Source organism: Rhizobium sp. P2_G2 (genome assembly GCF_056403555.1).
In genome coordinates, this window is sequence record NZ_JBFUFF010000081.1 from 1 (window position 1) to 24,083 (window position 24,083).

General features: G+C 59.6%; 26 protein-coding genes. 10 read left to right on the forward strand and 16 right to left on the reverse strand.

The annotated features are described in order from the left end of the window. The 3 genes from AC1D06_RS32605 to AC1D06_RS32615 all read right to left on the reverse strand — a co-directional run. Positions 1-426: COG4705 family protein (locus AC1D06_RS32605; RefSeq protein WP_477990022.1), on the reverse strand; the 426-nt coding region annotated here is incomplete at its 3' end. Between the two features lie 17 nt (positions 427-443). Beyond that, positions 444-695 (reverse strand): hypothetical protein, encoded by a 252-nt coding sequence (locus AC1D06_RS32610; RefSeq protein ID WP_477680020.1) that lies wholly within the window; start codon positions 693-695, stop codon positions 444-446. 35 nt (positions 696-730) lie between these two features. Continuing rightward, complete coding sequence (locus tag AC1D06_RS32615) at positions 731-1,087, reverse strand: hypothetical protein (protein ID WP_477878632.1); 357 nt, start codon at positions 1,085-1,087, stop codon at positions 731-733. 451 nt (positions 1,088-1,538) lie between these two features. Between AC1D06_RS32615 and AC1D06_RS32620 the strand changes: the two genes are divergently transcribed. Together AC1D06_RS32620 and AC1D06_RS32625 are read left to right on the forward strand one after the other, a co-directional pair. Next, positions 1,539-2,216, forward strand: a complete 678-nt coding sequence (locus tag AC1D06_RS32620) for a response regulator (protein WP_477878631.1) — start codon at positions 1,539-1,541, stop codon at positions 2,214-2,216. After that, the gene (locus AC1D06_RS32625; protein WP_477878630.1) at positions 2,203-3,567 is read left to right on the forward strand and encodes a sensor histidine kinase; all 1,365 of its coding nucleotides are present in this window, start codon (positions 2,203-2,205) and stop codon (positions 3,565-3,567) included. Before AC1D06_RS32620 ends, AC1D06_RS32625 begins: the two co-directional genes overlap by 14 nt. 21 nt (positions 3,568-3,588) lie before the next feature. On the opposite strand, the gene AC1D06_RS32630 is transcribed toward AC1D06_RS32625, so the two are convergent. Further along, positions 3,589-5,193: a S53 family peptidase gene (locus AC1D06_RS32630; RefSeq protein ID WP_477878629.1), complete on the reverse strand. Its 1,605-nt coding sequence runs from the start codon at positions 5,191-5,193 to the stop codon at positions 3,589-3,591. Positions 5,194-5,515: 322 nt separating this feature from the next. Between AC1D06_RS32630 and AC1D06_RS32635 the strand changes: the two genes are divergently transcribed. Beyond that, positions 5,516-6,043, forward strand: coding sequence for an ATP-binding protein (locus AC1D06_RS32635; RefSeq protein WP_477990038.1), 528 nt, complete (start codon positions 5,516-5,518; stop codon positions 6,041-6,043). A 314-nt stretch (positions 6,044-6,357) separates the two neighbouring features. Further along, on the forward strand, positions 6,358-7,056 hold the full coding sequence (locus AC1D06_RS32640) for a sugar transferase (RefSeq protein ID WP_477990023.1): 699 nt from the start codon (positions 6,358-6,360) through the stop codon (positions 7,054-7,056). A 43-nt stretch (positions 7,057-7,099) separates the two neighbouring features. Here AC1D06_RS32640 and AC1D06_RS32645 read toward each other — a convergent pair whose 3' ends face one another. Together AC1D06_RS32645 and AC1D06_RS32650 are read right to left on the reverse strand one after the other, a co-directional pair. Beyond that, entirely contained in the window at positions 7,100-7,306 is a 207-nt protein-coding gene (locus AC1D06_RS32645; protein WP_477878626.1) for a hypothetical protein, read from the reverse strand. Further along, positions 7,303-8,055, reverse strand: a complete 753-nt coding sequence (locus tag AC1D06_RS32650; RefSeq protein ID WP_477878625.1) for a COG4280 domain-containing protein — start codon at positions 8,053-8,055, stop codon at positions 7,303-7,305. The genes AC1D06_RS32645 and AC1D06_RS32650 overlap by 4 nt, the downstream gene beginning before the upstream one ends. A gap of 283 nt (positions 8,056-8,338) precedes the next feature. Between AC1D06_RS32650 and AC1D06_RS32655 the strand changes: the two genes are divergently transcribed. Then, positions 8,339-9,127, forward strand: a complete 789-nt coding sequence (locus AC1D06_RS32655) for an arylamine N-acetyltransferase family protein (RefSeq protein ID WP_477990024.1) — start codon at positions 8,339-8,341, stop codon at positions 9,125-9,127. Between the two features lie 595 nt (positions 9,128-9,722). Here the strand turns inward: AC1D06_RS32655 and AC1D06_RS32660 are convergent. The 3 genes from AC1D06_RS32660 to AC1D06_RS32670 form a co-directional block, all read right to left on the reverse strand. Then, positions 9,723-10,973 (reverse strand): sensor domain-containing diguanylate cyclase, encoded by a 1,251-nt coding sequence (locus AC1D06_RS32660; RefSeq protein WP_477990025.1) that lies wholly within the window; start codon positions 10,971-10,973, stop codon positions 9,723-9,725. Between the two features lie 120 nt (positions 10,974-11,093). Beyond that, on the reverse strand, positions 11,094-12,143 hold the full coding sequence (locus AC1D06_RS32665; RefSeq protein WP_477990026.1) for an AI-2E family transporter: 1,050 nt from the start codon (positions 12,141-12,143) through the stop codon (positions 11,094-11,096). A gap of 300 nt (positions 12,144-12,443) precedes the next feature. Continuing rightward, positions 12,444-12,941, reverse strand: a complete 498-nt coding sequence (locus AC1D06_RS32670) for an NUDIX hydrolase (RefSeq protein WP_477990027.1) — start codon at positions 12,939-12,941, stop codon at positions 12,444-12,446. 131 nt (positions 12,942-13,072) lie between these two features. Here AC1D06_RS32670 and AC1D06_RS32675 point away from each other — a divergent pair, with 131 nt between their 5' ends. The 3 genes from AC1D06_RS32675 (at position 13,073) to AC1D06_RS32685 (ending at position 16,338) form a co-directional block, all read left to right on the forward strand. Further along, positions 13,073-13,717, forward strand: a complete 645-nt coding sequence (locus tag AC1D06_RS32675; protein WP_477990028.1) for a DUF47 domain-containing protein — start codon at positions 13,073-13,075, stop codon at positions 13,715-13,717. Continuing rightward, positions 13,717-14,721 (forward strand): inorganic phosphate transporter, encoded by a 1,005-nt coding sequence (locus AC1D06_RS32680; protein ID WP_477990029.1) that lies wholly within the window; start codon positions 13,717-13,719, stop codon positions 14,719-14,721. The genes AC1D06_RS32675 and AC1D06_RS32680 overlap by 1 nt, the downstream gene beginning before the upstream one ends. A 279-nt stretch (positions 14,722-15,000) precedes the next feature. Then, positions 15,001-16,338, forward strand: a complete 1,338-nt coding sequence (locus tag AC1D06_RS32685) for a diguanylate cyclase (protein ID WP_477990030.1) — start codon at positions 15,001-15,003, stop codon at positions 16,336-16,338. 46 nt (positions 16,339-16,384) lie between these two features. On the opposite strand, the gene AC1D06_RS32690 is transcribed toward AC1D06_RS32685, so the two are convergent. Both AC1D06_RS32690 and AC1D06_RS32695 read right to left on the reverse strand, forming a co-directional pair. Next, positions 16,385-16,876: a YbjQ family protein gene (locus AC1D06_RS32690; protein WP_477878617.1), complete on the reverse strand. Its 492-nt coding sequence runs from the start codon at positions 16,874-16,876 to the stop codon at positions 16,385-16,387. 180 nt (positions 16,877-17,056) lie between these two features. Continuing rightward, positions 17,057-18,028 (reverse strand): calcium-binding protein, encoded by a 972-nt coding sequence (locus tag AC1D06_RS32695; protein ID WP_477990031.1) that lies wholly within the window; start codon positions 18,026-18,028, stop codon positions 17,057-17,059. A gap of 249 nt (positions 18,029-18,277) precedes the next feature. On the opposite strand from AC1D06_RS32695, the gene AC1D06_RS32700 reads away from it, so the two are divergent. After that, positions 18,278-18,583, forward strand: coding sequence for an antibiotic biosynthesis monooxygenase (locus AC1D06_RS32700; RefSeq protein WP_477878615.1), 306 nt, complete (start codon positions 18,278-18,280; stop codon positions 18,581-18,583). A 221-nt stretch (positions 18,584-18,804) separates the two neighbouring features. Then, on the forward strand, positions 18,805-19,662 hold the full coding sequence (locus tag AC1D06_RS32705) for a sigma-70 family RNA polymerase sigma factor (protein ID WP_477679383.1): 858 nt from the start codon (positions 18,805-18,807) through the stop codon (positions 19,660-19,662). A 33-nt stretch (positions 19,663-19,695) separates the two neighbouring features. Here the strand turns inward: AC1D06_RS32705 and AC1D06_RS32710 are convergent, their stop codons facing one another. The 5 genes from AC1D06_RS32710 to AC1D06_RS32730 all read right to left on the reverse strand — a co-directional run bounded on the left by AC1D06_RS32710 (position 19,696) and on the right by AC1D06_RS32730 (position 24,072). Next, positions 19,696-20,673: an SDR family oxidoreductase gene (locus AC1D06_RS32710; RefSeq protein WP_477878614.1), complete on the reverse strand. Its 978-nt coding sequence runs from the start codon at positions 20,671-20,673 to the stop codon at positions 19,696-19,698. 107 nt (positions 20,674-20,780) lie between these two features. Further along, entirely contained in the window at positions 20,781-21,425 is a 645-nt protein-coding gene (locus AC1D06_RS32715; RefSeq protein ID WP_477990032.1) for a DUF1007 family protein, read from the reverse strand. An 87-nt stretch (positions 21,426-21,512) separates the two neighbouring features. Then, the gene (locus tag AC1D06_RS32720) at positions 21,513-22,373 is read right to left on the reverse strand and encodes an EamA family transporter (RefSeq protein WP_477990033.1); all 861 of its coding nucleotides are present in this window, start codon (positions 22,371-22,373) and stop codon (positions 21,513-21,515) included. Between the two features lie 133 nt (positions 22,374-22,506). Then, positions 22,507-23,577 carry an adenylate/guanylate cyclase domain-containing protein gene (locus AC1D06_RS32725; RefSeq protein ID WP_477990034.1) on the reverse strand — a complete coding sequence of 357 codons (1,071 nt, stop codon included), beginning with the start codon at positions 23,575-23,577 and terminating at the stop codon, positions 22,507-22,509. 3 nt (positions 23,578-23,580) lie between these two features. Beyond that, positions 23,581-24,072 (reverse strand): Rab family GTPase, encoded by a 492-nt coding sequence (locus AC1D06_RS32730; RefSeq protein WP_477878610.1) that lies wholly within the window; start codon positions 24,070-24,072, stop codon positions 23,581-23,583. Between the last annotated feature and the right edge of the window lie 11 nt (positions 24,073-24,083).

Genomic DNA, 24,083 nt, shown 5'->3' on the forward strand with positions numbered 1-24,083 from the left:
ATAAAAGGTCTCGCGCCGGGTGGTGTAAATCGTGTGGATGGAAAGCGTTCTTTCCATCGCATACCATATGGCGAAGGTCAGCGCGAGGATGACCGCGAAAGCGATGGTGTTGACCTCAAGCGGTACGCCAAGATTGTCGACGAGATTGTCCGTGACAAGCGTTCCGACGACGCTGATCAGCACCACCGCGAGCCAATAGGCCGAGGGAACATAACGTTTCTGGGCAAATTGCAAGACAAGCGCAACAATCAGGACCGCGCTCATAATCAGCGATGTGGTGGAAAGACCGAGGCCCATGTTGACTGCGAGATAGTCCGCCGCGGTTTCGCCCATGGTGACCGCCATCAGCTTGATCAGCCAGAAGTCCCAGGTAACGCGTGGTACGCGGTTGAGCTGCTCGCCCACTGAGTAATGTTGTTGCGACATGTCGTGTGCTCCGGATTCTATTTGCCCATTGCGGTCATGGCATCCTTGAAGAAGCCATTGGCGCGGTTGTCGTCATCGGCATTGCAGCGATCGATGCCCCTGTTGATCAGGTCGTCGACCTTGGCCGCATCGGCGTCGCTGAGCTTGGCACTGGCGCGCGCCGCGCGGACGTCTTTCAACGTTTCCTCGCAGGGCACCTTGGCAAAGGCTGTGGCCGGCAGGAGGATGGCAATGGCGCCGATCATCGTGGCGCGAAGGATTGACTTCATGTTTATCTCCAATGGTGATTGTCGGGAGGATTGGGTTATTCGGCGGTGGGATTTTTGATCGTGTCGATCAGCGCCGACACTGTCTTCTGTGCGTCGGTGGCATCAGGTGACTTGTTGCGCAGCGATGCAATCGCAGCGTCGGCGGCGTCGTCGATCACGCCCCATTCGTTCTTGTCCTTGGGGCGCAACTTCGGCTCGGCCTTGTCCCATGCACTTTCGAAATCRGTGATGCGCTTCTGGGCAGCCTTGAGATCGCCCTTGTCGACGAGGACAAGCGTGTCATGGGCGATCTTCTCGAGTTTCGAGAGGTCGCCGAGCTTGCTTGCCGCCATGACGGGCATGGCAAAAGCCGCGATTGCGGCCAGGGCGGCAAGCAAAAGCCATTTTTTCATTTGGTTTCTCCGTTGGTGTCCGGAGCTATCCGCATATGACGTAAGAACCCTCGCTGGCCTGCCGGCCATCTCCCCCACAAGGGGGGAGAAGACTTGCGGCACGCTTCCTGCCCAAATCGGGGGCCTCGGCGGTGCGGCAGGTGAAGCCCCTCATGGAATCTTGTGGGGAGGGGTTGAGGAGGGGTCTTGGCACTACATGCAACAGCCCTGATTTGACGTCCGGTGACGCCGACGAGGCGGAAGATGCCGCGCGTTGTTTACGGCCACTTTGCCGAAACTATACAAATCAGTAAGATGACTTCGTCATGGTTTGACGCTAGCAGCGCTTCGGGGCGCAGATTCGCCCGGCTCACATCCCTGCTCCACAGGTCCCCGCGACAGTTGTCGTCTCGTGTGGCCTTGTCGGCTGATCTGCGCCCCACGTGGCTGCCCCTGGAGGACAGACGATCGCATGCGCATTCTATTGATCGAGGATGACCGGAAGACCGCCGACTATGTCACGCGCGGTTTCGAGGAAGCCGGCCACGCCTGCGACGTCATGGACGACGGCCGCGACGGCCTCTACCAGGCGACGCGCGAGCCCTATGACGTGATCATCGTCGACCGCATGCTGCCTGGCCTCGACGGCCTGTCGCTGATCAAGGCCGTGCGCGCGGCGCGGGTGAAAATTCCGGCGATCTTCCTCACCGCGATTGGCGGCGTCGATGACCGCGTCGAAGGCCTGGAGGCAGGCGCCGACGACTATCTGGTCAAGCCCTTTGCCTTTTCCGAACTGATGGCGCGGGTCAATGCGCTTGCCCGCCGCCCGCCGGTGCTGGAGCAGAAGACGGTGCTGCGCGTCGCCGACCTGGAAATGGATCTCGTCCGGCGGCAGGTGACGCGCGGCGACCAGGTGATCGAGTTACAACCGCGCGAATTCACCCTGCTCGAAGTGCTGATGCGCAGCGAAGGCCGGGTGCTGACCCGCACCATGCTGCTCGAACTGGTCTGGGAGTTCCATTTCGACCCCAAGACCAGCGTCGTCGAGACGCATATCAGCCGGCTGCGCGCGAAAATCGACAAACCGTTCAACGTGCCGCTGCTGCACACGATCCGCAACACCGGATACAGCCTGCATGCGCCGCGCTAAGCTCCTCTGGCGCTCCACCCCGTTTCGCCTGGCGATGACCTTCAGCCTCGTCTTCGTCATCGCCTTCGTCGCCACCGGCTTCATCACCTATCTGCTGCTCAAGCAGAGGCTGGAGCAGGAGCTCGACGACTCGCTCCAGGAAATCCACAGCGTGGTCGCCTCGACCTATGCCAGCGACGACCTCGAAGATCTGATGTCCACCGTCACCGCTTATGTCAGCCTCAGCAAGGCCGACCATCGGATATTCGCTGTCCTCGACGCGCATGGCAAAAAGATCGCCGGCAATTTCGCCGGTGGAAAGCTTCCGGACGGCATATCCGACATCTCGTCGGAAGACGTCGGGCTGGGCGGCGACACGGATTTCCGCGTCATGGCCGGCCCGATCGGCGACAAGCGGCTGATCGTCGGGCAAAGTTTCGACGAGACCGACCGGCTGGAGGATATTGCCTTCGCCAGCTTCGCCTGGGCGACAGTGCTGGTCATCGCCGCCGCGATCGTCGGCGGCATAGTGCTGGCCACCAAGGCGCAGCAAAGACTCGATGGCATCGCCAGCGCCATGAATGCCGTGTCGCATGGCACGCTCGACGTGCGCGTGCCGCTGCGTGGCAATGGCGACGATATCGACACCGTTTCGCAGCAGATCAACCAGGCGCTCGAACGGCTTTCAGTCCTGGTCGAGACGATGCGCCAGGTCAGCGCCGACATTGCCCACGAGTTGAAAACTCCGCTCAACCGCCTGAGGATGCAGATCGAGAGCGCCGTCGCCAGCGAGGAACGCGGTCAAAAGGCCAACTCTTCCCTCCGGGAGGCACTTGACGAAGCAGATCGGATCAACGCCACCTTCGAGGCGCTGCTCAGGATCTCGCAGATCGAGGCCGGCGCCCGCAAAACCCGCTTTCGCAGACTCGATCTCGCCGACATCCTGCTCTCGGTCGCAGAAATCTACGTCGACGTTGCCGAGGACAACGGCCACGTCCTGACCGCCTGCATCGAACCCGACCGGGACTGCCCCGTCCATGGCGATAGAGAACTGCTCACACAGATGTTCGTCAACCTCGTGGAAAATGCCATCCGGCATTGCCCCCGGGACACGAAAATAGACATCAGCCTCGCGCTCGAAGGCCGCACCGCCGTGGTTGCGGTCAGCGACGATGGCCCGGGCATTCCGGCAAACGAACACGAAAAAGTCTTCCGCCGGCTCTATCGCCTCGACAAGAGCCGCACGACGAACGGCAGCGGCCTCGGCCTAAGCCTCGTCCGCGCCATCGCCGAATTGCATGGCGGGGTCGCCACGATGGAGGACAACGCGCCGGGGCTGCGGGCGGTGGTAAGGCTGCCCTCGATAGAATAAAGGCAAAGCTTCCTTGCCCGCTCAAAGCTTCGCGAGGATTGCCTGGCCGTCCGGCGTGCCCAATCCCGATGCCGCGTCCCAGCCCGGACCTGCGGCATAACCCTGTGGTTTGCCACCGAGGCCATTGTTTCCTTTCACGACGTCCTTGAACAGACCGGGATTCTTGTAGAGGAATGGATTGAGGAAGCCGACGCGATTGCCCTTGGCCTGGTTGAGTTTTGCCACAAGCGCTGCCATTAGCGGCGCTACCGCGCTGGTGCCGCCGGATGGTCCCTCGAACGTATCGACCCTGGTAAAATAGTCGGTTGCGCTCATCGCAATGTCGGGCACGCCGCGGCCGGGCTTGCCGCCGGCCAGCGACTTGGGCACACCCGCGTTCTTCTGGTAGTCAGGCAGATCGAACACGATGCTCACCCCACCACCGCCAGCCCAGCCCCCATCCGCAAGGCGAGTGCCGTCGTTCCAGACGACGTCATCGCCGCCTTCAATCTGGGTGCCGCCGCAGGACAGCACCAGCGGATCGCAAGACGGATGATCGACATGGATATTGCCATCCCACTCGTCGGCGGTCTCGTTGGCAGTGCCATGATCGCCGGAGGCCACGCAGATCGTGATACCGAGCGCTGCCGCAGTGGTGAATAGCTGATGATAGGCGTCGATCCCCTGCTGGTCGTTGAGTGCTTCCGACGAACCCCAGCTGATCGAAATCACGCTCGGCTTGCGCTGCTGGTCATGCACGGCGGCGCTTATCGTGTCGAGGAAGCCCTTGTCGCCCTCGTTCGGCCCGAAATAGACGACGAACCTGGCTTTAGGCGTGACTGCCCCGGCCACCTCGATATCAAGCATCACCTCGCCGTCGGCCGAATCCGGGTTCGAAGGCGCATTGCGGCTGTGGTCGACGCCGACTGCGGCAACCGAGGGAATCGGCACTTTGATTTCCTTGAAGAATTTAGCAAGATCTGCATTGCGGTAGCCGCCGCCCAATTCGATGATCGCAACCGTCTGGCCGCTGCCATCGAGTGTCTTGCCGCCCTGTTTGGCAGGAAAGTTGTAACGCACCGCGAAGTCTGTCGCGGCAACCCCCTGCCCGTTACCAGGCCCGGCCTGCTGTTGAGCATGCGCCAGGGCACGGGCGCGAAAGGGCGCGCGGTTCTTCGGCCGGGTGTCGAGACCGAAGACACCTGTGACGATGTCGCTCAACTCCTGCGGCAACGATACATGACCAGTCCGCCCGCGATAGGTTCCCATCGGGGAATGGTACATGCGCACATCGGCCGGAAATGCGGACAGGACATCACCGAGCCGCCCGCGTAGCGTCACGGTGCGCTCCAGCGAACTGCGGTGAACGACGGCCAGGTCATGTTCCTGGGCATAGGCCTCCACCTTGTCGAGGTCGGAGGAGGCGGCACCATAGAGATGGTCCAGATCCGCATGCGTGAGATATTTGCGGTCGGCCAGGGGCGTATTCGACAGTTCCTCGACCTTTTTCTCGAGGGCGGCGAGATCGCCTTTGGATTTCAGCCGGATTGTCACATTGGTCGGCTGGGAAAGATCCGCGGAGCCCGCGGGACGTGAATTGGCCGGCAGCTTGCGGTGCGAACCGGAGATCGGAACAAATCTTGGCATGGCTCCCCCCAATGGCAGTTGAGCGGGCGCACATATCGGCGGCCCGCAAACGAATTGAGATCTGTCGGCATTGAATCGGAATGCAATCAGTCGGGGGATAACTGCTAGGACGGAAACGTCCCGGTCGAACAGGATGGACCGTACCATCGTTGCTTGTCGCGGCGCACTGTGCTTAGCTTCCCCCGAGAGGCATGCCTGCAACGATCAAAAAAGTGTAGCACAGCCTTCACGAGCAGGCATCGGTCATTTTGTCGCACCCACAATTCGACCGTCCGAGGAAGCTGAACCTGTCGGATCCAGGCGTCAGGAATGTCAGTGATTGGTGCGTCGGCGGATCATGGACCCGGGCGAGTTCCCGATCGGGATCGAACGGGAATATCCGCATGACGTCGGATCGGTGCCCGCAAGACCAGGTCCCGACAGCTCGATCTCTCATGGATCCTGGAACCATGGTCTGGGTATTCCGCCAGCTGAACGAGAAGAAGTCTTCCGCCGGCTTTATCGCCTCGACAAGATCCATAGCACAACCGGCAGCGGCTTCGGGCTAAGCCTCGTCCGCACCATCGCCGAATTGGATGGCGGGGTGGCAGCGATGGAGGGCAACGCACCAAGGTTGCGGGCAATGATGAGGTTGCCGATAATGGAACAAAATGCGTGTCCCGAAATGAAACTGGTTTCAGTCCGCGAGGCTCTGCAATTCATCGCGCGGCAAGGAGGAGTTTTCGCCTCGGCGTCATCGCGTTGTGGTCTTGAAGCCTCTGATCCCGTTCGCATTGCCAACGAAATACGCCGTCGCGCGAAAATACTTGTCGATGTGCAAGACGACAGGCGTCAAAAGAAAAGCCGATGAGCAACCGAAACCTGGCCGACCGAACCGCAGCGAGTATGTAACGGCTGCCAGGCCGGAGCAGAATTTAGTGTCGGAAAATGAACTACAGCTTACGATGGAGCGCGTTTCTGGCATTCCCACATCTTATAAAGCAGACTATACTTTTTCTTCAATGCACAGGCCCCAGCTTTATTTTGCTAAAAGTCAGTTCCTGGCCTCAGAGAAGGGAAAAACGGCGCTGCCTTTAATTTCGTAAGTGACAATTAACTGACAACGGTGTATCTACACTACTACTAATAAAGCGTTAACTTGCGTATTTGGTGGGAGGAGTTGCCATGCAAGTTGCAAACGCCAGGTCCGTAAAGCAGGACAGTCATTCTAAACTCACATTGCAGTTCCCATCCAGACAATCTTCCTTGCGGGCGTCCAGGCTGACATTCACGCTCAAACGTCTGGTTGATATTGCACTTTCAGGCATTGCACTACTGTTGCTTTCACCGCTAATGCTTGCAATTGTGGCTTTGATCAAAATTGACAGCCCGGGTCCGGCGGTATTTCGACAAAAGAGATGGGGCCAGAGCTGCACCATCATCGAGGTGTTGAAGTTCAGGACGATGCGCATCGAACTCTGCGACTTTTCCGGCGTCTGCCAGACAGTCGAACACGATCCCAGAGTAACGCGGCTGGGGAGCATATTGCGCTCGACAAACCTTGATGAATTGCCGCAACTCGTAAACGTGTTGCGGGGTGACATGTCGCTTGTCGGGCCGCGTTGCCACGCAATCGGCATGTTGGCCGCCGGCGTGCCTTATGAGGAATTGGTGCCCGATTATCACATGCGGCATCTGGTAAAGCCTGGAATTACCGGAATGGCGCAGATGAAGGGACTTCGCGGACCTACGGTCGATCGCGACGCGGCGATCATGCGCTTCGAATGCGACGCTTACTATGTTTCCAACCTGTCTTTCTGGCTGGATTTCAAAATCATGCTGGAGACCCTTCGCATGGAAGCATTTCGAGGAAGGGGGTTCTAGAGCGCGTCGCTTGACGGAACGAAAGGCGCGTTCCGAAACGCCGCTATCGGCGTAGTTTCCGTCTCAGGCTGAAGGCCAGGATCACCAGACATCCGATGATCAGCAAGCAGCCCCCGACGAGGGGGGCGACGGCAATCGCCTTCACCAGAACCGCGACTGCGAGCACCAAGCCGAGAGCCTGGAGCGCCAGGCTTCCGTCATCGACGAACAGGCTGAGGATTTCCCTGAGGATCGAGTGGATGAGGCTCATCGCGCAATACCTTCCATTCCCAGCTTGAGATGCCGCATGACGCGCACGGCAATCATGGAGAAGACGAGGAACACCACAAAGATGCCGAGCAGCGCCGCGTCAGCCCCCGGCCAATCCACTCCCAACCCCTCCCCGGTCCAGAAGATGCCGAAGCTGGTCAGCATCAGTCCGACGGCGAATTTGAGAATGTTTTCGGGGACCTTCGTCAGCGGCTTGTGCACCAATGCCCCCACCGCCAACACAGCGATCACGGCCGCCAGCGCTCCGATGCCGGCGAGTTCGGTCATGCCATGCGCGGTACCGACCGCAACGACGATGAACACGACCTCGACACCCTCCAACAACACCGCCTTGAACGCCGCGAGGCCCGCGAGGTAATCCGCGCGCCGGTCGGCCGCCTGGCGTTTGAGCGCGTCCACTTCTTTGGCGAACGCAACCTCTTCGTCATGCAGGGCGATGAAGCCTGCGGATCGCAAGATGGCCTTGCGCAGCCAGCGCATGCCGAACAGGATGAGCAGCAAGCCGATGACGAATTGCATCAGTTGCAGGGGGATCAATGCGATCAACGGCCCAAACACCAGGACGAGTGCCGCCAGGAGCGCGAGAGCCAGTGCCGCCCCTTTGAGCGCAGGTCCCCAGCTGCGGGTGACCCCAACCGCCAGGACGATGGTGAACGCCTCCACCACTTCTACGAAGGATCCCAGAAACGAGGCCGAGAGTGTTGAAATGATTGCCGACGTATTTTCCATTGCGATCTGTCCTTGAGATGGTCCGGTTTCAGTGCGGCAGGACGAGGCAATGCTCTCGCGGCAGAACGGCGGCGTTGGCGACCGTCGCAATCGCGACTGATCTAAGGCATAAGGAAAAGGCAATCAAGCTGTGACTCTGCAATGGCCTTTCCTTCCGCGCATAAGTGCTGTGGCCCACCACGCCAGATATCAACGCCGGGATGAGGGCAGTCGTCGGATACTCCCGAAGCGCTCTTCACCGTGTATTCTGCAACACAGGATCAATCCAGGCGAGGTCGAACAGATGCTGGATGCTTATTTCGACAGGATAGGGTTTCAAGGCACTGCGCATGCCGATTTTGCAACGCTTGCGGCACTGCAGCGACTGCATCTCGCTGCCATCCCCTTCGAAGCGCTCGACGTCCTGGCCGGTCGGCCCATAGATCTGGCGCTGCCCGCCATTATCGACAAATTGGTGACGCGCCGTCGCGGCGGCTATTGCTTCGAGCAGAACAGCCTTTTCGAACATGTGCTCGGCGTAGTCGGATTTGACGTCAGGCGGGTGCTGGCCCGCGTTCTCTGGCACCGCCCGGCAGAGGCGCCGCCTCCGGCGCGGAGTCACCTGGCGCTGATTGTGCGTCTGGACGATGAGGAATGGCTGGTCGACGTGGGCTTTGGCGGCACGGTTCCCGACGCGCCGCTGCTCCTTGCCAGCGAAGAGCCACAGCAGAGCCGGCACGACAGCTACAGATTTGGTCAGGGCAAGGAGGGGCTGCTACTCAACGTCTTCAGAGATGGCGCCTGGACGCCGGCTTACGAACTGGCCCCGGGCCAGGTCGAAGACGCCGACCTTGAGACTGCCAACTGGTATACGTCTACGCATCCCGGCTCGCCATTCCGCACCGCGCTTGCAGCCGCCCGATGCACGGATGAGGCACGGTATGGACTTTACGAACGGCAATACACAATTCGCTATGCTGGTGGAGAAACAATCCAGCGCGAATTGCGTGAGGAGGAGTTGCCACATGTGCTGCGCGCAGATTTCGGCCTGCCGGAGGATATTCCCGGTTTACCCAACAGTGCGCTTTCATAGCGCCGGGAGCTTTGCGGCCTATGTCGGTGAGGCAGAAACACTACCACCTTCTGCAGTCAAACCGCGCGCCGAAAATGTCAAAGCCCGAACTCAACCAGAAAGATTCATGCAAAGTCGCCGAAAACTCGCCACTAAAACCTGTGCGTGAACTGTGCAGGCTTGAGACTGAATGGGTTGATCGGATGCGGCCATTCCCCGCCCAAACGATACTGGTAGCTGAACGTGGGCGGTATGATGACAAGATGGATTGTGATAGCGGTCGGTGTGTTTGGTACCCTGCTCGGGACCATTGCCGTAGCAGGCGCTGCCCGGGCAGGTGACACGCGGCGGTGGCCGTCTTGAGCAAATGTCCCATGACGATTATGAGAACGGTGTCTTGTGGATGCGTGCGCAACTGGATTACGCACTCGGGGTCAGAGAGCATCCACCGCGCGCTTTTTCCTATAACAGTTTTTAAGAACACTGATGGCCCTTGCCGCCGCCGTCCCTTACTTCTCAGATTTTATCTGTTGTGCGTGGAGGAAATTGCCGGCTCGATCAAGCTTCGTCCTAGGTGAAGCCCTGATGACAGCGAGCGGTAAATCGCCGCCCGAACTTATCTAAAGGCAACCTCGATATTCTGGCCGTCCTGCATGACGACCCGGCACTCGGTCTCAAATCCCTCGCCCTTGATCGCCAGCAGGAATTCAGGCGGAATGCCGACGGAATTCATCACGCGCAAGCCGGCGCCACCCGTGCCGAAGGTCTTTACGGTACAATCAACCGTCGAACGGCGATCGTTGAAGATAATATTGCCGGCTTTCAGCACCCGCCGCCGACCGCTCGCCATCGCCTCGTCCGTCCCTGCGCCCCAATCAATGCAGCGGTTACGTCCACTGCTCTTGGCGCGATAAAGCGCCACATCGGCCTGCGCCAGCAGCGTGTCGATGTCCTTGGCGACAATCGAAAGTGAGGTCAAACCCAAGCTTGCGGTCACACCAATCGATCCCCCATTCCAGGCAACAGTTTGCGCGGCGATCGCGGTGCGCACCTTCTCTGCGACGACACCAGCAGCCTCGCGGCCGGTTTGGGGAAGTATGATCGCAAACTCCTCGCCGCCGATCCTGCCAAGCCGATCTTCGGCACGCAAGACAGCTCTGCACGCTTCGGCAACAGCCCTGAGCACCTCATCGCCGGCCGCATGGCCATACGTGTCGTTTACACGCTTGAAGTGATCGACATCGAAAATGATGCAGGCGAGATCCTGGCGATGTCGAATTGCCGATGAGATCGCCTGGCTCGCCTCGTCCTTGAATGCGCGACGATTGAGAAGACCGGTCAGCCCGTCGGTCGACGCTGATTTCAACAGCTCGATCCGGTCCATGGCGATGGCCGCTATGCCCTCCAGAATCGCGAGGTCGCGCCTGCTGAAGGAGCCCGGCCTGCGGTCGATGGCACAGACTGTCCCGATAACATGCCCCTCAGCTGTCTTAAGCGGCACACCGGCATAGAACCTGATATGATCGTCGCCGACAACGGACGGGTTTTGGGCGAACAAGGGGTCCTTGGTCGCATCCGGCACCACAATCGCCTGCTCGGAAAGCACGACATGCTGGCAGAACGTCTCCTCTCTTGCCACCTCGTTCACAGGCATGCCGGAACAGGATTTGTACCATTGCCGATGCGCGTCGATCAGCGAGATGATGGCGATATCGACGCGGAATATTTCCTTGATCAGCTGCACCAGCCGGTCGAAGCCAGGGTCCCGCGGCGTGTCCAACATGTCGAGTTGTTCGAGTGCCGCAAGCCGGTTTGCCTCCCGATAAAGGGCCTCGGGCGATGCCTTGCCAAATGTCTGAACGGTCATAGTGCGTCCCGGCCTTCGTTTCCGCAACGCAGGCATAGCAGCAAGAATTTAAGGAACGTTATATCGGTGGCCCGATGTCCGCCTTCGAGCCAAGACCTCTGCCTTCAACGGTGTCTGCCCTTATTCGTCGGACTTCACCTGCTGTGCGGAGAGGAAATTGCCAAACGGCTTTAGCGACTCGAAGTGATCGCAAATCACCTTGATGACGACGAGGATCGGCACAGCCAGCAATGCACCGATGAAGCCCCAGATCCATGACCAGAAGGAGATCGAGATGAACACCGCGACCGTGTTCAGTTCAAGCCTCCTGCCGAGCAGGAGCGGCGTAACGAACTGGCCTTCGATAATGTCGCAACAGAGGACGAAGGCGGGCGCGACAAGGCCAAAGGCGATCCCGTCGAAGGTGGCAAGCGAGATCACGCCGACAAGCACGATCGTCATGAGCGCCCCGATGAAGGGCAGGAAATTGAAGATTGCCGCAGCCATGCCGAGAACGAGGGCGTCGGGAATGCCGATCAGCCACAGGCCTATTCCGATCATGGCCCCCAGTCCGGCATTGATGAGGCTGATCGTGAACAGATAACGCGAGATTTCGCGCTCGACGCTATAGACGACCCGCAAAATCCGCTTCTTGTCGCTCAATCTCGGAACGCTTTGGACAATCTTTTCATAGAACATCGTGCCCGACGCGAGCAGAAACAGCGACAAGACGAAGGTGATTGCCAGCGTCGTCCCCAAGGAAAGCGCGTTGCCGGCAGCGCGTGACAGAATGCCCGGCTGCGCCATGACGACCTTCTGCACATTGTTATCGGAGACGACCTCCGTCGCAGAGTCGATCTGGGCCGTGGCCTTCAATGCCTTATCGACCGTGACCTTCACCGAGTGGACCTTGGCTTGCAGCTTGTCGCCGATGGCAGGCGCATCGGCGACAAGTGTCGCAATCGGTCCGCTTGTGGCATAGGCCAGAACCGAGATCGTCACCGTCGTGAGGATGATCAACAGCGTCGCCGAAAGCCCTGACGGCACGGACCATCTGGCTAGGAACCGCACCACCGGCGTCAAGGTCAGCGCCAGCAGAAACGCAAGCACGATCGGCGTCAGGAATTCCCGGCCGAGGTAAAGACCGTAGATCACCATCAGGAAAAGAATGCAGCCGACATATTTCTGCAATCGGCTTGATCCCGTCGGAATCTCGGGCGTTGAAGGGGCGGACACCTCTGACTCGGACAACATCGACGATCACTCCGGCTGCGGGGTTGACGGAGAGCCGCTGGTGGTATTGAGGCGGTTCTGGCGATAGGGAACGCAGACGTGCGATATTCGTTCCGCATCGCCACGGATCCGGGACCGGGGCGGGAGGGTTTGCCCCATGCAGCCGCCAGGCCTTGGGTGCCCCCAGGATCGGCGCAAGGAAAATCCTTTGCCGACCTGATAGCTGTCAATGCAGGAGCCGAGATCCCCGCATGAGCCTCATAGTCCGAATTTCGCCCGCAGCAGCATATCGAGCTTGACAAACAATCCACGCAGCTCCGGCTCCTCGACAAGTCGACCAGCCTCCGCCAACGGCACCCAAAGGACCTGCCTCTGGCCATGCTCCTTGAAAGTCTCGGCGATGACGTCGACTTCAAGAGCGAAGACTTCGACGATGCATGGCGCATTCGTGCCATCATCAAGGCGCTTCATACAGCTGTAGCTGCCGATCGCCTCTTTGCTGACCTTCCCTTTAATGCCGGCTTCCTCGAACGCCTCGCGCGCGGCGACCTGCCGCGGATCTTTGTCCTTCATCAGGCCACCTTTCGGAATAACCCAGCGTCCGGAACCGCGAGCCGTGATCATCAAAGCCAGATGCCTGTTGCTTTCCTGATCGGCGCGATAGCAGATGGCAGCATACTGCTCCAGCCACGGCGCATTGAATAGCGCCGTCGCGTGCCTGGCCAGCCGTGCAAGATGCGTTTTGCTTTTTGCCACTGTTTTCCTGAGTGAGCTTATTCCCTGTTTCCCTTTCCCACAAAATCAAGATAGGCCATGCAGATCAAGCTTTTACAGCTCCGGAATTTTCATTTATGACAGTTTTGTGACAGTCATTACCGGATAGCAACATGCTCAGTTGGTTCAGAAAACTCCTGCCGCGTGAAGACAAGTTCTTCGATCTCTTCGAGCGGCATTCGAAAACGGCCGTGGATGCCGCAAACGAAATGCAGGCACTGCTGACCGGCGAAGGAGCGATCGAAGACCATTGCCGGCGGATCGTCGAATTGGAGAACGAGGCGGACGAGATCACCCGCGAAGTCTTGCTCGCGGTGCGCCGCAGCTTCATCACCCCTTTCGACCGAGGCGACATCAAGGACCTCATTCAGTCCATGGACGATGCCGTCGACATGCTCAACAAGACGGTGAAGACAATTCGCCGCTTCGAACAGCACACGTTCGAGCCAGGCATGCAGGAGATGGGCCGGCTGATCGCGGAGGCGGCGCGCCTTAACGCCGCGACAGTGCCGCTGCTGCCACAGATGGGGACGAATTCCACCCGGATCAGCGCGCTGACGGAAGAGATGACGCGCGTCGAAGGCCGCTCCGACGAGCTTTACGAAGAAGGACTGAAAAACCTTTTCCGCACACACGGCGCCGGCAATGCCATGGCCTATATCATCGGCAGCGAGATCTATGGCGAGCTCGAGAAGGTTGTGGACCGGTTCGAAGATGTCGCCAACGAGATCAACGGCATCGTCATCGAGAACGTCTGATGGATGCCACCCTCGCCTTTCCGCTGCTGGCCGGCCTGATCGCTGTGGCACTGTTCTTCGACTTTCTCAACGGCCTGCACGATGCAGCCAATTCGATTGCCACGATCGTCTCGACCAGGGTATTGAAGCCGCAATACGCGGTCCTATGGGCGGCTTTCTTCAACTTCATCGCCTTCCTGTTCTTCGGCCTGCATGTTGCCCAGACACTGGGCACCGGGATCATCGACCCGGCGATCGTATCACCACAGGTGGTCTTCGCGGCCCTGTCGGGAGCGATCGTGTGGAACATCGTCACCTGGATATTCGGCATCCCCTCCAGTTCATCCCATGCGCTCGTCGGCGGATTGGTCGGTGCGGGACTCGCCAAGACCGGCGGCAGCGCCATCGTGTTTTCCGGCCTTACCAAGACCGTGGCGGCTATCTTCCTGTCGCCTGCCATCGGCTTTGTCCTGGCACTCTTCCTGATCCTCTCCGTATCCTGGATTTTCGTGCGCCAGACGCCATTTGCGGTCGACAGCACGTTCCGCATCCTGCAATTCGTTTCTGCGTCGCTCTACTCCCTCGGACATGGCGGCAATGACGCGCAGAAAACGATGGGAATCATAGCGGTGCTGTTGTTCTCGCAAGGCTATCTCGGCGGCAGCTTCTATGTTCCGCTCTGGGTGGTGATCTCCTGCCAGACGGCGATGGCGCTCGGCACCCTGTTTGGCGGCTGGCGCATCGTGCACACGATGGGATCGAAAATCACCCGGCTCAATCCAATGCAAGGCTTCTGTGCCGAGACGGGCGGCGCCCTGACACTGTTCGCCGCCACCTGGCTGGGCATTCCCGTGTCGACCACGCACACGATTACCGGTGCCATCGTCGGCGTCGGCGCCGCCCGAAGGGTCTCCGCCGTGAGATGGGGCCTGGCAAGCAACATCGTCATTGCCTGGGTCGTTACATTGCCCTCGGCGGCGATCATCTCCGCATTTGTTTATTATCTGGCCGCGCTGTTCAGGTGACGTCTGATTGCACATTGGCATGTCGGCGCAGGGGACATTGATTGCCTTTGGGTCATGGCGCGTTGCGTGGACAATCCATCTGAAGGAAAGTCGCGGCAAATATCGTGGCCTCTGAAAAGTGTTGGGGGAGACGTTTTGAAGCCCCTGGTATCCGTGATCGGCCCACGAAACTCTCCGTCGTCCCTGGTTTGTTATTCTTCGTTAACCCGACACTCACCCTTCGCGTCTATTCTCCTCTCCGAAATACGGCGAATATTCCGGCGAGAGGAAACCCGCGCCATGTCAGATACCGCCCCCGAACCTTGGGGCGACGAGGAATGGATGAAGCAGGGGCGCAGGCTGCACTGGGCCCTCGATGCCGCGGGTCAGGGCATCTGGGATCACGACTTCGTGGCCGGCACGGCTTATTTCTCGCCGAGATGGAAGCAGATCCGGGGCTACGGCCCTGACGAAGACGTGGATGCGCTTGCCGGTCCCTGGCTCGACAGGTTGCATCCAGAGGACCGTCCGCGCATCCTCGACGCCATCACGCGACAGAACGACGGCAAGCTGGCGATAAACTCCTTTGAATACCGCGAACGGCACCGGGACAACCATTGGGTCTGGATCCTCAGCCGCGGCAGGCCGGTCGAATGGCGGGCCGACGGCAGCGTGGCGCGCATCCTTGGCACCGATACCGATATTTCGGCGCTCAAGGAGGTCGAACTCGCCCTTGCGCAGGAAAAGGAGCGTCTGCTTGTAACCTTCCGGTCAATCGCCGAAGGGCTAGCCTGCGTCGACTCCACCGGAATCATCACCGATTTCAACGCGGCGGCGGCCGAAATCACCGGCTGGACGCCGGAAGACGCCATTGGGCGGTCGGTTGGTCAGGTTCTAGACCTGCGCTCCGGTGCGGATCAGCCGATCTGCGGCCGGCTGGTCATCCAGGCACTATCTCTCGGGATGCCGCTCAAGGTCGCCGACGACACCGTGATCCGCAGGCGCGACGGCGCACAACGGCGCGCGCATTGCTCGATCTCGCCTTTCGTCGCCGACAGCCGGAATGCCGGCCTTGTCATCGTCTTCCGCGACACGACAGAGGAGCATGAACTCAAGGCGCGGCTGCATCATGCCGCGACGCATGATGCGCTGACCGGCCTGCCCAACAGGCAGGCTTTCGACGAGGCATTCCAGTCGGCCATCCGCGCCGCGCACGGAGGGCGGCGCCTGCATATGCTGGCACTGCTCGATCTCGATGGATTCAAGGCCGTCAACGACGGAGCCGGGCACGCGGCGGGAGACGAGGTTCTCAAGGAGATCGCCGCCTGCCTGCAACGCTCAGTCCGCGCCGACGACATCGTGGCACGCCTCGGCGGCGACGAATTCGGCTTGATATTGACCGATATTGATATTCCCACGGCACATGCGATCTGCGACCGCCTCACCCAGGCAATCGCATCGCTGCCCTTCATCTTTGACGGGCGAGAATACCGGGTGGGCGCCAGCATTGGCATCAAAACCGTCTCAGGCGATGCCGCGTCGGCCACAAAACTCATGTCCTCGGCCGACCAGGCCTGCTATCGCGCCAAGGCCGAAGGCAAGGGCAGATGGGTCTCGGCCGACAGGAAGGCTGCGTAGACTTGCCTCACAACGAGGGCATGCCAAAACCCCGATCACCCCGCGCTCAAGCAGCGGGCTTCAACGTCACCGCCGTGCCGCTCGCCGCGACGAACAGGATGCCGCCGCCGCTGCCAGGGGTGGAAATTTCGTTATAGTCGAGATCGACGGCGATCACCGCATCGGCTCCAACCATCGCGGCCTCGCGCTGCAGATCGTTGAGGCAGGCGAGCCTCGCCTCGCGCAGCGACGTCTGCGACGCCGCGGCGCGGCCGACTACGATGTCGCGCCGGTTGTTGGCGATGTCGCGCAGCACATTCATGCCGATCGCCGCTTCGGTCGCGACGATTGAAATCACCGTGCCGATCTCCCGCCCAGGCACATCGCCCGAGGTCGTCAGGATCAGGTCGTGCAGGCGCTGCTGCAGCGCGTGCTCATGCGGTGACGGGCCGGGATCGATCACCGTCTTGGGCGGACCGAAGGTGAAGCATGGATCGCAGATCCCGAGCTTGACCTCGGCCTCTGGCCTGTCGAGTTCACATTGACTGCATGTCGGCATTCTGGCTCTCCCGGTTCATTGGCCGCGTTCAACGGAGGCAAGCGGATCGGTGCCGCATGCGTCCTCATCTGATCAAATGAAATAACGTCCCGTGATTTCACGCCGATGTCGCGAGCCGGACCATGAATGAAACAAATGAAACGGTGTCGAACACTTTGACAGGCCCGGGCGGACTGCCCGTCAGAAATGGAAATCCGCCTTGGATAGATCGTGGATGTCGGCATTCCTGATCACCAGCACATCCTTGCCGACGTTGATCCACACATCCTTGCCGTGATCCTCCAGATCGTGCTGTTTCAAATCCTGGAAGTCGGTGATCGCCGGAAAGCCAGAGAGATCGATCTTGTCGTGACCAGTGCCTGCGGCCTGGAAATCGGTGATCGTGTCCTGGCCGTCACCCTTGGCGAAGACGAAGGTATCCGCCCCCTGCCCGCCGATCAGCTTGTCGTTGCCCTTGCCGCCATCGAGCGTATCGGCGCCATCGAGGCCGGAAAGGACATTATTGCCCGTGTTGCCCTCGATGACATTGTCGAGGCTGTTGCCGGTGCCTTTCAAGACGGCGGCTTTGCCGACCGGACTGGCGGGATCGAGCAGCGTCAGGTTTTCGACGAAGTCTTCCAGCGTGTTGCTGACATAGGAATTGACGGTATCCTTGCCGCCGCCCTTGAGCTCCGTGACCGTGTCGCCGGTGGAATCGACGACATAGGTGTCATTGCCGGTGCCGCCATACATCGCGTCAGCGCCGAGACCGCCGTCAAGCAAATCCTTGCCGGCATAGCCGCGCTGGACATCGTCATGCAATGAACCGGTCAGCGTATCGTCGCCCGAAAACAGGACGCTGGCGACATCCGCGCCCGTATGAAGAGATGTGAGTTCATCGAACTGGCTGGCGGATACGAAAACATCGCTCAAAACCGCCTGGTCTTGTTTGCCCGAGTCGATATGGGTCTGGAAATCCATGCTGATCCAATAATGCGCAGGGCTTGGATTGCTGTATGCGTGGATGACAAAATAGGTGGGCTGGTCATCGCTAGCCCGGTAGTAGACGATGTCGAAACCGACGTCGTTCTTCAGCAGCAGACCGTTTTGGGAGAAGAAGTTCTCGATGTCGAACTTGTCGTCCGAGGTGTCCGCAACCGTCCACGTCGCCATTGCCCCGCTCCTCCGGTTTGTAGCATTGCTAATATAACACTGCCAGTTGAGCCGAGATAGCTCCTATCCCTGGAATCGGGTCCACAAGCCGGCATTTTTGGCTCAGACGGGCGGTCACAACACCGCTTTCATCGCTCAAAATGGCGGGATTGACGCCCGTCGCCAGCCTGCTGCAAAAAATTTCTCCACTCGCGATCCGTTTGTGTTCACCACATCGTCTTTCTCCCGTCCACAACAGGAGATACGTCCATGGCCCAGGAATCCGTCATTCTCATCAACATGCTCAAGGTCGACCCCAGCAGGCAGCAGGAGTTGGTCGCGACGCTCAGAGACAATACCGAGACTGTGATCGCCACCCTCGACGGCTGGAAGTCGACCCGGCTGATCGCCAGCCGCGACGGCGCCAGTGTGACGATCTATTCCGAATGGGAGACGCCCGAAGCGGTGCAGGCCATGCGCAGCGACCCGAGGATGATCGCCTATTTCCCGAAAATCCGCGACCTGGCGAGCCTTGAATCGACTTTGGGCGATGTCGTGCTCGACCACCGCCCCTGAGGAACCGGCGATAGCCAGCTTCGATTCGCAGGGCTCAGCGAGGTCGCAGACATCGTCGCCGATCGGTCCTGGCATTCGGGCTTCACTTGGAGCAATTCTCGCAAGCCTGCGCGCGGCATTCTTGCGAGAATTGCATAAAACAAAGAGATAGAATCTGCGGCCATGTCGTTTGAGCCGGAGATGCTTTTTGAACTGACGACTGGAGACGTAGGGCTCGACGGATGAATGACGACGATTTCGGCAAACGACTGCAAGAACTCCGGCCACGCCTGCACCGCTATTGTGCCCGGATCACCGGCTCGGCCGTCGATGGCGAGGACGCTGTGCAGGACACGCTCCTCAAGGCGCTCCGCGCCCGGGCGCAGGGGGCGGAGATCGACAATCTCGAAGTCTGGCTGCTCAAGATCGCCCACAATACCTGTCTCGACCTGCTGCGCCGCCGGACGCGGCATGTCGTGGTTCCCCTGACCGACGACATCGAGGGCGCGCCCGCGCCGGAGGCCGACATTCTGGCCATCGGCTTCCAGACCTTTCTGCAATTGCCGGAACTGCAGCGATGCGCCGTCATCCTCAAGGACGTCCTCGGCCATTCCGTCGAGGAAATCGCTGGGATCGCCGATTGCACGCCTGCGGCAGCCAAGTCGGCACTACAGCGCGGCCGGGCTGCGCTCAGAACATTGGCATCCATGCCCAACGACGCCACCCTGCCGCTGATGTCCGATGTGCAACGCCAGAAGATGCGCAGCTATGTGCAGCTTTTCCAGACGGGGGATTTCGACGCCATCCGCGCCATGCTCGCCGAGGACGTCAAGCTCGATCTGGTGAACCGGCTCAGGCTCGAAGGACGCGAGAAGATCAAAGCCTATTTCACCCGCTATGCCGAGGAAACCAAATGGCGCTTCGCCTATGGCGCCATCGAGGGCCGTCCGGCCATGCTGGTGTTCAATAAGCTCGAACCATCGGAACAGCCGGCCCATTTCGTCCTGGTCGATTGGCGCGGCGATGAGATCACGGGCATCCGCGATTTTCTGTTCACGCCTTATGTGATCGAGGCAGCGGATTGGGCGCGGCTGGCGTAAGCGCGGCCGGCCAGTGCCTTCGCGCACTCCCTGTTAGCCAAGAGCGCTCTGCGCAGCACAAATCCTGTCGACCATGGCATCGAGTTCGCCCCTGAGCGGTCGGCTCTTGGCCAGGCGCTGCTTGACGTGCATGATCGGCTCGGCGAGGATTTCGTCCAGGTTTTCGGCGCAAGTGAAGTCGCCCGCCACGCGCTTGACCTTGGAATTGTCGAACAGCGCCGTCCACGACTTGTCGCCTCGCAAAGGGCCGATCCAATCCGGGATGTATTTGATCAGCGTATCCGTGGGTACGTGGACAATTTTTGCCTCGACACCCAGCAATCGGGCGATCGTCTTCTGGATGTCGTCCCAGATATGCGCGCGGTCGGAGGTGATGTGGAAAATCTCGCCGAGTGCTGCCTCCTTGCCGAACAGCCCGACGAACGGTGCTGCGAAATCGACCGAGCGGGTCAATGTCCAGGGCGTGTGGCCATCGCCGGCCACGATCGTCGGCTCGCCGTCGAGCATGCGCCGTGCCATGACGTCGCTGTCGCCGATCATCACCGGCAGGCCGGTGCGAACGGTGTGGCTGGGGCGGACGATCGTCCACGCAATTCTGGAGGTCCTGAGCAATTCCTCGCAGGCGATCTTGGCCTGGCTATAGGGCCAGTAGGGATTGATCGCCGGCGTCTCCTCGGTGATCACGTAATGGCGCGCCGGCTTTACATAGACCGAGGCCGAGGAGATGAAGATGTATTGACCGCAATGGCCGGCAAAAATCTCGATGTCGCGGGCGATCTGGTCGGGCGTAAAGGCGATGAACTGGCAGACGACGTCGTAATTGGCCTTGGCGAGATCCGCATAGGCCGCCAATCCGAGTTCGCCGACGATCGAGGTAACGCCCTTCGGCAACGGGTCGCCTCTCAGGCCGCGGTTGAAGACGCTGACATGATGCCCCTGGGCCACGGCGCGCTCGACGCATGGATAGGAGATCTGGCCGGTACCGCCAATGAAAAGCACTTTGAGAGCCATGAGGGGACCTTGATGTCTGATGGGGCGGGAATTTGTAGCCACACTTCATAGCGCGAAAGACTGCGAGCGTCTCCGGCTAAATCTTGCACTGCCATAACGCAGGGCCTTCAGGGGCAGGTCACTTCGAGCCGCGTTGCCGTCAACTGGGAAAAATTCGTTCCCGTCGGATCATTGAAGAACATGCTGGTCAGCGTTGCCTGGTTCTGGGCGATGATCTGGTCCGAGTTCGGCCGCACGACTTTGGCCGAGCAATTCGAGAAAGCCGCACCCGCCAGCTTCATGTCGCCATCCTTGTCGAAGTCGATGGCCGTATAGAGCGTCGGATCATAGATGCCGAAAATGAGCTTGCCCTTGATCGGTACCGGCCGCGAGGGCTTGACCGAGAATTTCAGCTGCAGGATGCCATCGGTGAACGTGGCCTGCACCGAGGACGGCCGCTTCACCTCGATCCTGGCGCCGTCGTGGATCAGGTTCGTATAGTAGCCATATTTCGCGATCGACTTACGGACCGTGTCAGCGACGGCCTTCAACTCGCCGTCGCTCAGCTGCAGGTCTCCGTTGCGGTCGAAATCCATCAGCACCGAGGCCGAGAACACCTCGTCGAAGATCCAGTCGTTCTTCAATTCCTGCAGAGTGCCATCCGCGCCGGCAACGGCTTCGAAATGGGCCGCGATGAAGACATGCGGATGGCAAAGGGCCGTGGTCGGCAAAGCCAAAACCATCGCCGAGAGGGCCAAAGCAAATCTTCTCATTGCCGCATTTGCCCTCAGGTCCAAAACCGCATCGCCAGCGTCCTCAGTCAGACGCAAATGCGGCATATTTCGGATCGGAGGGCTCTGTCAGGCTTCGGCGGCGTTGCGCGTTGAAATCGAGGTGCCGATCGATGCGGCAACAATGAACGCAATTGCCAGCCATTGGCTGAAGGCCAGATTTTCCCGCAATATCACCAGGCCGACCAATGCGCCGATGGCGGGCTCCATGCTCATCAGAATGCCAAAGGACCGCGTCGGGAGATTGCGTAGCGCATGCATTTCCAGCGTGAATGGAACAGCGCTCGACAGCAGTGCCATGCCGAAGGCGATCGGCAGCAGCGACAGATCGAGAAGCGAGAGGCCTGCCTCAGGAATGCCGAGCGGCAGGGCGATCATTGCGGCGATGGTCATGCCGAGCGCGGCCGTCTGCGCGCCATGCTGCCGGCCGGCCTGCTTGCCGAAAATGATATAGAGCGCCCAGCAGGCCGCCGCAGCCAGAGCCCAGGCGATGCCGACAGGATCAAGCCTTTGCATCGGACCGACGACAGGCGTCAGCAAAGCAAGGCCGATCGCCGCAAGCCCGGCCCAGGCGAAATCGGAGATCTTTCGCGACAGCGCCACCGCCACGCCGAGCGGTCCGAGGAATTCAAGCGCGGAGGCGATGCCGAGCGGCAAGCGAGCGATCGCCAGGTAATACATGATGTTCATGCCCGCGAGCATGACGCCGTAGACGATCAGCGACCTCCAGTTTTCGCGGGTGATGCGGGCGCGCCAGCCGCGCAGCATGACGATCATGATGAGTGCCGCGAGCGCGAGCCGGATCGAGGTCGTTCCGAGCGCACCGAGCAGCGGAAACAGATGCTTGGCCAATGACGCGCCGGACTGGATCGACAGCATGGTGACCAGCAGCGCGACGATCGGGACAAGTGTGGAGTTGCGGTTTCTCATTGGGCGGCAGCAATTGGGCGACAGCCTGACCTGACAGGTCCCGGGCATGCTGTCCAACGCATTTCCGTGACCGGACCATCGCGGCTCGAAATGGGTTTTGGTGGCTGGGGTTGAATGTCCGCTTTACGCCAAATCAAGCCAGGAGACGCCACATTCGAACACGACCTGTACCACGCAATTCCGTTTCCTCGAGTGGGTCACAAGCAAATCTTGGTCCAAGCAGTTGATGAGTTGCATCCGAAATTCGGATCTCATCGGGCTCCGCGGAAGTCTGAATGCGTGAGGCAAGATTAACGGTCTCGCCCCAAAGGTCATAGGCGAACCGCCTTTTGCCTATGACGCCAGCGACGATTGGCCCCGAGTGAATTCCAATTCTGAGTCTCAGCGGTTCTCCTGCGAAGTGTTCGCGCTTGACCGCCTTCCGCAGTTCAAGTGCATAGTGCGCGAGGGCTTCTGCATGATCGGATCGCGCGGTGGGCAGGCCAGCGACCACCATCACACAATCACCGATTGTCTTGATCTTTTCGCAGCCGTATCGTTCCGAGAGCCGATCCGCCGCCTTGAAGAAGTAATTTAACATAGCGAGCGTCGTTACGGCTCCGACGCTCCGCGTTCTTTCCGTAAAACCGACGATGTCGGCAAAAAGCACACTCACCTCTGCGTGGTTGTCTGCAATTTTTTTGTGCGCTTTTAACCGTTCCGCGATCGACGCCGGAAGAATGTTGAGGAGTAGGGATTCGGCGCGCTGGTATTCACGCGACAATGCCCGCTGGCTCTTCCTCAACGCCTCGTTCGCCGATTGTAATTTCTCGTTGAGTTGGCGCTCTCTCTCTTCTAGGAGCGTCATTTCATAAGCCTTCTGTTGAAGCCGCTGCTTGTTGTCGCGTTCAGCAGTGGCGTCAAGGAAGAGCAGCCACACGCAGGCATTGCCGGCAAAAAGATGAAGGTCCGCGACACGCCCGCTGGGCAGTTCGACCATGGCCATATGATATGGAAGCTCCGGGCAAGGCAGCAAACCTTCCATAAACTCGAGCTGGTCGGCAACAGGCTTGCCAATGCGAAGCGATGAGAGCCCGTAATGTTTAACGTTACCGCCCTTCGCAGCTATGCAAAGCTGGGCGTCAATTTTCAGATATGCGACAGAGTGCTCATTGTAGAAGAAATCGTAAATCCAGCTTCCGACTTCTCTTGGCAATCTATGCATGGTCTATTTGCTGACCATCGAAGCAAGCTGATGAAACGCATCATCAACATGTTCACCCGAAAGCGCACTTGTTAGATAGATTTGCCATCCAAGTTGCCTGAGTTCGTTAATCTCACTATCCGATATTGCCCACCGATCCGCCAGGTCGGATTTGTTGAACAGCAAGACAAACGGCATAGCGCCGAATTCGGCCTCGGCCCGCTCGCGCAGAGTGAGCGCCACGGCAAGAGTAGCGGCGCGGGTTCCATCGACGACAAGCACGAGCCCGGCCGCACCCCGCACATTGCTGATGCGGAATGAGCCGATATCGTCTTCACCGGCCAAATCCCACAAAATCAGATCCACGGTTTTGTCCGGGAGTGCGACACTTTTCTTGTCGATTTTCACTCCCACCGTGGTCAAGTAGGTATCTGCAAAGATGCTTTGCACAAACCTGCGGACCAGACTCGTCTTTCCGACAGAGAACCCACCCAACATGCAGATCTTTTTTTGCAATATCCTAGCTC